Below are 8,832 nucleotides of genomic sequence, written 5' to 3'. Positions count from 1 at the left end.
GTGACCGAACAGCGACATGGCCGGAAGAGCCTTGTCGTCGAAGCCGAACAGGGCCTGGTTCTCCCATCCGTTGCCGGAGCCGGAGTCGGCCGGGTCCCAGCCGTTGCCGGTGACGGCCGTCCAGGTGGCCTCCCAGTAGAAGACACCGAGACCGCGGCCGTTCGGCACGGCCTCCACGACGTTCATGACGTCCCGGAGCCAGTTGGACTGCCCGGCGGTCGTGGCCGCGTAGCCGGAGACCAGTTCACCGGTCGTGTCGATCTGGTTGACGAGCGCGTCGTCGCCGTCCAGACGGAAGGGGTAGGCCGTCTCGGCGAGGAAGACCGGCTTGCCGTAGCGGGCGGCCGCGTCGTCCAGGGTCGTCTGGAAGTCGTAGAGCGAGCCGTGCCAATAACCGTAGTACGACAGGCCGATGGCGTCGAACTTCACGCCGTTGGACACCGCGCTGTCGAACCACCAGCGGGTTCCGGCGAGGTCGCCGCCCTTGGCGAGGTGCAGCGCCACCACGGTGGAGGAGCTGACGGCCTTGGCCGCGTCGTAGCCGGAGTTGAGCAGACCGGCGAGCTGCGAGAAGTTGTCGGTGGAGCCCTCGGACCAGAGCATGCCGCCGTTGATCTCGTTGCCGATCTGCACCATGTCGGCCGTGGTGCCCTGCGCCTTCAGGGCGCCCAGCACGTCGTACGTGTGGTTGTAGACGTCCGTCTTGAGCTGGCTGTACGAGTGTCCGGACCAGGCGGCCGGCTTGGTCTGGGTACCGGGGTCGGCCCAGGTGTCCGAGTAGTGGAAGTCGACCAGGAGTTTCATGCCTTGCGCCTTGACGCGCTTGGCCATCGCCAGGACGCGGGCCTTGTTGTTGTAGCCGTCGGCCGGGTTCACCCAGACCTTGAGGCGCGCGTAGTTCATCCCGGCGGACTTGAGGATGGCGAGGGCGTCACCGGTGGTGCCGGAACTGGTCCTGTAGACCCCGCCGAAGGCCTCGCTCTTGGCGAGGGAGGAGATGTCCGAGCCCTTGACGGTCAGTCCGGTGGTGCCGGAGGTGAACGTCAGGTCGTCGACGTTGATCCAGTTTCCGGCGTTGGCGTCGGAGTAGACGCTGATCGTGCACTGGTTGCCTGTCACGGCGACGGGCACGACCAGGTGGATCCACCCGCTCGCGGAGACCGGCAGGTCGGTGCGCTGCTCGGTGCCGCCGCAGTTCTTCAGGGCGAGGTAGGCGGAGTTCTGTCCGCCACCCGAGCGCACCCACGCGGTGAGCTTGTAGTTCCCGTTGGTCAGCCCGGAGAGGTACTGGTACGTCTCCACCTTGTACGCCGAGGCGGAGTAGTGGCTGAGGCGGTAACTCCCGCCGTGGCCACCGGCTTCGACGTACGAGGCGCCGGTGTTTCCGGACTCCGACCAGCCGCTGGGCACGGCGGCGCCGGTCCCGTCGGCCTCGAATCCGGCGTTGGTCAGGGTGCTCGCCGCCTGCGCGGTCTGCGCGGGGAGGGCGGTGAGGGCGAGCCCGGCCGCGAGCGGCAGCAGCAGAGCCCTGAGTGTGCGTCTGGGATGGAACATCATCGTCCGTCGTCCCTTCGACGTGGTGGGGAGGGGGTGCCCCCGGTGGATCCGGGGGCGAACCCCTCCGCCCGCGGCTTCATGGCTCACACGGGCGGAGGGGAGTCGGCTCGCCGTCGAGCCCCTTGGCTCGGACGGCAGGTGGAGCGACCGGCGGGCCACGCGACCCGGACGGATCGGAGCGGGTACCGGGTCACGTGGTCTGGACGGCTATGGAGCGGTGACCGGGCCGGGCGCCCCGGACTGTTCCGGGGCGGTCATCGGTTGCGCGATCTGAACGGCGGGGGCATTCACCGGGCTGAGACCCCGGACGATCCCGGGGCGGTCATCGGGTCTGCAGGATCTGAACGGCTGTGCGGGGCACCAGGGTTGCGACCGCGCCAGGTCGGGGCGGCCGCGGGTGGCGATCTCGACGGCGGTGCGGGGGTTCCGGCGGGCTGGGCGACCGGGGCGCTTTCAGTGCCGCCTCCGGGTGTCGGGCTGGACCGGTGCCGGCGCCGCCCCGGGGTTCCGGCCAGGGGTTCCGGCCGGGGCGGCTGCCGTGCCGCGGCGGGTCACGACCGGGCGGCAGGGCGTGGGCGGACACCGGTCTCCGACCCGCGGCGGCCGGCGGCCTGCCACCTGCCACCTGCCGCCTGCCGCCTGCCGCCTGCGAGGCTCACGCAAGTCCCTCGCGATTGAGGGCGGTTGGTGAAGGCGCCGGATGCGTCGGACGACCCGCGCGGCCGTCACCCGGGTCAGTCGTCGAGGCGCACGACCCGCACCGCGCCGGCCGGAACCGCGAGGCGGCCCGCGGCGCGTTCGCCCGTCAGGATCTCGGTACCGTGCGCGTCCAGCGGCACCTTGGCGTCCGACCCGGTGTGGTTGACGGCGAAGACGTAGGTGCCCGACTCGCCGGTGCGGCGCACCAGTTCGACATCGCGGGGCAGATCGGCGCGCGGCGCGACGCGGGCGTCGTCGGCCGCCCAGCCGATCAGGGCGTCCAGGCCCTCGGCACCGAGACGCGTCGACACGTACCAGGCCGAACCGGCGCCGAGGCGATGCCGGGTGACCGCCGGATGACCGGCGGTCAGCCCGTCGGCGTACGTCCAGACGGTCTCGGCTCCGCGCGGCACCACGAACTCGGTCCATACATCGCCGGTGAGTTCGGAGCCGTCGGGCCCGGTGATCCGGACCAGCTCGCCCTGGAGCAGCGGGGAGAACTCCTCGACGGTCAGGCCGAGTACGTCCCGCAGGGCGCCGGGGTGGGGGCCGTCGTGCACGGCGTCGTGCTCGTCGACGATGCCGGAGAAGTACGAGACGACGAGGGTGCCGCCGTTGTCGACGTACTCCCTGAGGTTGTTCCCCGCGGCCTCGGTCATCAGGTAGAGGGCGGGTACGACGACAAGGGGATAGGCCGACAAGTCGGCTTCCGGGTGGGCGAAGTCGACCGTGAGGTGGCGGTCGTAGAGGGCGGCGTAGAAGGCGTCGGCGCGCTCGCGTGCGTCGTGGTCCTCGCTGGGGCGCCACTGGAGGCTCTGGGCCCACCAGGACTGCCAGTCCCACAGGACGGCCACGTCGGCGACCGTGCGGGTGCCCTTGATCGAGGCCAACGAGTCGATGGACGCGCCGAGTTCGACGACCTCCCGCCAGACCCGTGAATCGGTGCCGGCGTGCGGCAGCATCGAGGAGTGGAACTTCTCGGCTCCGCGCCGGGACTGCCGCCACTGGAAGAACATGGCGCCCTCGGAGCCGCGTGCCACGTGGGAGAGGGAGTTGCGGGCCATCTGTCCGGGCGCCTTGGCGGGGTTGCGGGGCTGCCAGTTGACGCCCGAGGTGGAGTGTTCGAGGAGCAGCCAGGGGGCGCCGCCCGCGACCGATCGGGTGAGGTCGGCGGCCATCGCGAGGTTCACGTGGGTGCGGCGGCCGTCGGTCATCAGGTAGTGGTCGTTGGTGACGAGGTCGACCTCGCGGCCCCACGCCCAGTAGTCGATGGAGTCGCACTGGCTGAGGGCCGTCATGAAGTTGGTGGTGACCGGGATGCCGGGCGCGAGGTGGTGCAGGATGTCCCGCTCGGCCACGAAGTTCTCGCGCATGGTCGCGTCGGCGAACCGCTTGTGGTCCAGCGCCTGGGCCGGATTGCCGACGGTCGGGGTCACGCGCGGTGGGTCGATCTGGTCGAAGCCGGCGTAGCGCTGGCCCCAGAAGGCGGTGCCCCAGGCCTCGTTGAGCGCGTCGATCGTGCCGTAGGTGCCGGTCAGCCACCGGCGGAAGTGCGCGGCGCAGGACGCGCAGTAGCAGGCCGAGACGGGGACGCCGTACTCGTTGTGGACGTGCCACAGCGCGAGCGCGGGGTGGTCGGCGTAGCGGGTCGCGAGCCGGGTCGTGATGGAGGCGGCGGCCGCGCGGTAGTCGGTGTTGCTGTGACAGATGGCGCCGCGTGAGCCGAAGGCGTAGCGGGTGCCGTCCGCGGCCACGGGGAGCGCTTCGGGGTGTTCGCGGTAGAACCAGGCGGGCGGCGCGACGGTGGGGGTGCCCAGGTCCGCGCGTATGCCGTTCTCGTGCAGCAGGTCGAGCAGGCGGTCGAGCCAGCCGAACTCGTAGGTGCCCGGGCCGGGTTCGAGCAGCGCCCAGGAGAAGATCCCGACGCTCACCATCGTGACGCCCGCCTCGCGCATCAGCCGGACGTCCTCGGGCCAGACGCTTTCCGGCCACTGCTCGGGGTTGTAGTCCCCACCGAAGGCGAGCCCGGTGAGGCCCTTGGGGTTGGTCTCCGGCATGGATCTCTCCCATGTAATCGATCATTTGGGAACGTGCACACACAACGCCAGCGGCGTGAGCCCAACATAACCGCACAGCAACAACCATTGACAAGTGTCCGGGATGTTTCTCTACTGTGAACGCTCACAGAAGCACCGCGAGTGCGCCGAAGGGGAGTTCCGGCGTCGAGAGGCGACCGCGCGAAGGCTCGAAGGGCCAGGCGCGGGGTCGTCGTCCCGGCACCGGCGGCACGCCCCCGAAGGCGAACCGCGCAAGCACAGGGCAGGCCTCCGCAGCAGGCGGGGGCCCAGGTCAGGGGAGAACGTTCCATGCCCAACACGAAGCACAGCCGCCTCGTGGCCAGCACCATCGCCGTCGTCCTCGGCGCCACCTCGCTCGCCGCCTGCGGCTCGTCGGACGACGACAAGAGCGAAACCCAGTCCGGACCCGCGTCGCTGACGTACTGGAGCTGGGCGCCGGGCATGGACAAGGTCGTCGACCTCTGGAACAAGGGGCCGGGGAAGAAGCAGCGGATCACCGTCACGGTGAAGAAGCAGGCGTCGGGCGACGATCTCGTCACCAAGATCATCACCGCGCACAAGGCCAAGAAGGCACCGGACCTGGTCCAGGCCGAGTACCAGGCCCTGCCGACACTGGTCAGCAACGACGCCCTCGCCGACATAGCCGGCGAGTCGAAGGACGCCAAGAGCAAGTTCGCCGACGGCGTCTGGCAGCAGACCACCCTCGGGACGGACGCGGTCTACGCGATCCCGCAGGACATCGGCCCGATGATGTTCTACTACCGCGCGGACCTGTTCAAGAAGTACGGCCTGACCGTCCCGACCACCTGGGAGGAGTTCGCCGACACCGCCCGCGCGCTGAAGAAGAAGGCGCCGGACAAGGCCCTGACCACCTTCTCCGCCAACGACTCGGGCCTCTTCGCCGGTCTGGCCCAGCAGGCGGGCGCCCAGTGGTGGACCACCTCCGGCGACAAGTGGAAGGTCGGGATCGACGACACGGCCACCCGCAAGGTCGCCGACTTCTGGGGCGGTCTCGTCAAGGAGGGCGCGATCGACAACCAGCCGATGTACCAGCCCGCCTGGAACAAGGCACTGAACACCGGCAAGCAGATCGCCTGGGTCAGCGCCGTGTGGGCACCCGGCACCCTCACCACGGCTGCCCCGGACACCAAGGGCAAGTGGGCGATGGCCCCCCTGCCGCAGTGGTCGGACAGCGACAACGTCACCGGCAGCTGGGGCGGCTCCTCGACGGCCGTCACCACGGACTCCCAGCACAAGGCGGCCGCCGCGAAGTTCGCCGCCTGGCTGAACACGGACCCGCAGGCGGTGGCCGCGCTGGCGAAGGAGAGCGGCATCTACCCGGCGTCCACCAACGCCCAGCTCAGTGACGCCTTCTCGCAGCCGCCGGCCTTCTTCTCCAACCAGCCGGACTTCTACACGAAGGCCTCGGAGATCGCCAAGACCACCGCCCCGTCCGCGTGGGGCCCGAACGTGAACGTCGCCTACACCTCCTTCAACGACGCCTTCGGCGCCGCCGCCAAGAACAAGTCGGACTTCGGTGCCGCCCTGAAGACCATGCAGGACACCACCGTCGCCGACCTGAAGAAGCAGGGCTTCGGGGTCGCTCAGTGACGACCGCACGCCGGAAGCCGTACGGGGTCAAGGGGGCCCCGTACGGTTTTCTCCTCCCCGCGGCGATCCTCTTCGTCCTCTTCTTCGCGCTGCCCATCGGCTACGCGCTCTGGCTGAGCCTGCACAAGGTCCAGGTCAAGGGCCTCGGTCTGGGCTCCGGCGCCCGCAAGGAGGTCTGGGCGGGCCTCAGGAACTACACCGACGCCCTGACCGACAGTGAACTGGTCGCCGGCGCGCTGCGCGTGGCGGGCTACGGCGCCATCGTGGTGCCGGTGATGCTCGGCCTCGCCCTGCTCCTCGCACTGATGCTCGACGCGGACAAGGTACGGCTCGCCCCCTTCACCCGGCTCGCGATCTTCCTGCCGTACGCCATCCCTGGCGTCGTCGCGGCCATGCTGTGGGGTTTCCTGTACCTCCCGGACGTCAGCCCCTTCTACTTCGTCCTCGACAAGCTGGGCATGCCGCAGCCGGACCTGCTGGACGGCGGCCCGCTGTACTTCGCGCTGTCGAACATCGCGGTCTGGGGCGGCACCGGCTTCAACATGATCGTCATCTACACCGCGCTCCAGGCCATCCCGGCCGAGGTGTACGAGGCGGCGAAGCTGGACGGCGCCACCCCGCTGCAGACCGCCCTGCGGATCAAGATCCCGATGGTGGCGCCCTCCCTGGTGCTCACCTTCTTCTTCTCGATCATCGCCACCCTCCAGGTGTTCAGCGAGCCGACCACCCTCAAGCCGCTCACCAACTCCGTCTCCACGACGTGGAGTCCGCTGATGAAGGTCTACCGGGACGCGTTCGGCGCCGGTGACATCTACGCGGCCGCCGCCGAGGCCGTGATCATCGCCGTGGTCACACTGATCCTGTCCTTCGGCTTCCTGCGCGCCGCCAACTCCCGTACCAAGCAGGAGGAAGCACGATGAGTTCTCTTGCCGTCCGCAAGGCGGCGCCGGCCGCGGGCACGACGCCCGGCACCGCTCAGGGGCCGCCCCTGCGCCACCGGATCGCCCTGGTCCCGACCCTCACGCTGCTGCTCGGCGCGCTCTACTGTCTGCTGCCCGTCGCCTGGGTGGTGATCGCGGCCACCAAGTCGGGCCGCGAGCTGTTCTCGACGTTCACGTTCCTGCCGGGCACCGGCTTCACCCAGAACGTCAAGGACCTCAACGCCTACCGCGACGGCATCTACTGGACGTGGATGGGCAACTCCGCCCTCTACGCCGGTCTTGGCGCCCTGCTGTCGACGGCCGTCTCGGCGATCAGCGGCTACGCCCTGGCGATCTACCGTTTCCGCGGCCGCGAGACCATCTTCAGCATCCTCATGGCGGGCGTGCTGATGCCGCCGGTGATCCTCGCGATCCCGCAGTACCTGCTCCTCGCCAAGGCGGACCTGACGGACTCGTACGCGTCGGTGCTCCTGCCCCTCGTCCTCTCCCCGTACGGCGTCTACCTCGCCCGGATCTACGCCTCCGCCGCCGTCCCCGGTGACGTGGTCGAGGCCGGGCGGATGGACGGCGCCGGGGAGTGGCGGATCTTCACCCGCGTCGCGCTGCCCATGATGGTGCCCGGTCTGGTGACGGTGTTCCTGTTCCAGTTCGTGGCCGTGTGGAACAACTTCCTGCTCCCCTACATCATGCTCAGCGACGACGAGAAGTTCCCGATCACGCTCGGCCTGTTCACCCTCCTCCAGCAGGGCTCCAACACTCCGGCCCTGTACACCCTGGTGATCACCGGCGCCCTGCTCGCGATCATTCCGCTGGTCGCGCTGTTCCTGGTCATCCAACGCTTCTGGAGCCTCGACCTGCTGTCCGGAGCCGTAAAGTCATGACCATGAGCAACACGGGGGGCCGACGCAAGCCGCCGACGATCCACGACGTCGCGCGCGAGGCCGGTGTCTCGCGCGGCACCGTGTCACGCGTGCTCAACGGCGGGCACTACGTGAGCCCCTCGGCACAGGAGGCGGTCAACGCCGCCATCCGCAGGACGGGCTACGTCGTGAACCGGCACGCCCGCTCACTGATCACCGGACGGTCCGACTCGGTCGGCTTCCTGCTGACCGAGCCCCAGGAGCGGTTCTTCGAGGACCCGAACTTCAACGTCCTGCTGCGCGGCTGCACCCAGGCGCTCGCCGCGCACGACGTGCCCCTCCTGCTGATGCTCGCCGGCACCCAGGACGAACGACGGCGCATCACGCGCTACATCACGGCGGGCCACGTCGACGGGGTGCTGCTGGTCTCCAGCCACTCCGGCGATCCGGTCGCCGAGGAACTGCGCGAGGCGGGCGTGCCGCTCGTCGCGTGCGGCAAGCCCATCGGCCTCGGGTCGAAGGTGAGTTACGTCGCCGCCGACGACCGGGACGGCGCCCGGGACATGGTCACGCACCTGCTCTCCCTCGGACGGCGCCGGATCGGCATGGTCACCGGCCCGCTGGACACCCCCGGCGGAGTCGAGCGCCTCGCGGGCTACCGGGAGGTGCTCGACGAGGCGGGCGTCGAGGCCGACGAGCGCCTCATCGCCTCCGGCGACTACAGCCGCGCCAGCGGTGAGGCGGGCGCCGAACGGCTCCTCGAGAGCGCCCCGGACGTGGACGCCGTCTTCGTCGCCTCCGACCTGATGGCCCAGGGTGTGCTGGCGGCGCTGCGCAAGGCCGGCCGCCGGGTCCCCGAGGACGTCGCGGTCGGCGGCTTCGACGACTCCCCCGCCGCGACGGCCGCCACCCCGGCCCTCACCACCATCCGCCAGCCCTGGGACCGCATCAGCTCCGAGATGGTCCGGGTGCTCCTCGCCCAGATCGGCGGCGAGGATCCGGCGGCGGTGATCCTGCCGACGGAACTGGTGCGCCGCGAGTCCACCTGAGGACAGCGCCGGAAGCCACCGGGGCGCGCCTGCCGAC

Annotated in this window: 6 protein-coding genes; 4 read left to right on the top strand and 2 right to left on the bottom strand. The window is 70.1% G+C overall.

Annotated elements, in window-relative coordinates:
* The coding region (locus tag ACFWBT_RS39230) for an arabinogalactan endo-beta-1,4-galactanase (RefSeq protein WP_385708533.1) at positions 1-1,554 on the bottom strand (1,554 nt) is incomplete at its 3' end.
* 737 nt (positions 1,555-2,291) lie between these two features.
* Positions 2,292-4,313: a beta-galactosidase gene (locus ACFWBT_RS39225; RefSeq protein WP_385708530.1), complete on the bottom strand. Its 2,022-nt coding sequence runs from the start codon at positions 4,311-4,313 to the stop codon at positions 2,292-2,294.
* A 309-nt stretch (positions 4,314-4,622) separates the two neighbouring features.
* Here ACFWBT_RS39225 and ACFWBT_RS39220 point away from each other — a divergent pair, with 309 nt between their 5' ends.
* From ACFWBT_RS39220 to ACFWBT_RS39205, 4 genes are read left to right on the top strand one after another with little or no spacing between them, the layout of a single operon-like run.
* Entirely contained in the window at positions 4,623-5,945 is a 1,323-nt protein-coding gene (locus tag ACFWBT_RS39220; protein ID WP_385708527.1) for an ABC transporter substrate-binding protein, read from the top strand.
* Positions 5,942-6,865 (top strand): carbohydrate ABC transporter permease, encoded by a 924-nt coding sequence (locus ACFWBT_RS39215; RefSeq protein ID WP_385708524.1) that lies wholly within the window; start codon positions 5,942-5,944, stop codon positions 6,863-6,865. Before ACFWBT_RS39220 ends, ACFWBT_RS39215 begins: the two co-directional genes overlap by 4 nt.
* On the top strand, positions 6,862-7,767 hold the full coding sequence (locus ACFWBT_RS39210; protein ID WP_356463514.1) for a carbohydrate ABC transporter permease: 906 nt from the start codon (positions 6,862-6,864) through the stop codon (positions 7,765-7,767). Before ACFWBT_RS39215 ends, ACFWBT_RS39210 begins: the two co-directional genes overlap by 4 nt.
* Positions 7,764-8,795, top strand: a complete 1,032-nt coding sequence (locus ACFWBT_RS39205) for a LacI family DNA-binding transcriptional regulator (RefSeq protein WP_385708521.1) — start codon at positions 7,764-7,766, stop codon at positions 8,793-8,795. Before ACFWBT_RS39210 ends, ACFWBT_RS39205 begins: the two co-directional genes overlap by 4 nt.
* The last annotated feature ends 37 nt before the right edge of the window (positions 8,796-8,832 follow it).

The sequence above is a fragment of the Streptomyces sp. NPDC060027 genome, from assembly GCF_042737005.1.
Classification (GTDB): domain Bacteria; phylum Actinomycetota; class Actinomycetes; order Streptomycetales; family Streptomycetaceae; genus Streptomyces.
The sequence above is the reverse complement of the archived record's forward strand: the minus strand, read 5'-3'. Positions and strand labels throughout refer to the sequence as shown.

Bases quoted from the DNA above. Each gene is read 5' to 3' on its own strand.
- ACFWBT_RS39205 (WP_385708521.1), top strand. From the start codon at position 7,764: ATGACCATGAGCAACACGGGGGGCCGACGCAAGCCGCCGACGATCCAC.
- ACFWBT_RS39225 (WP_385708530.1), bottom strand. From the start codon at position 4,313: ATGCCGGAGACCAACCCCAAGGGCCTCACCGGGCTCGCCTTCGGTGGG.
- ACFWBT_RS39220 (WP_385708527.1), top strand. From the start codon at position 4,623: ATGCCCAACACGAAGCACAGCCGCCTCGTGGCCAGCACCATCGCCGTC.
- ACFWBT_RS39210 (WP_356463514.1), top strand. From the start codon at position 6,862: ATGAGTTCTCTTGCCGTCCGCAAGGCGGCGCCGGCCGCGGGCACGACG.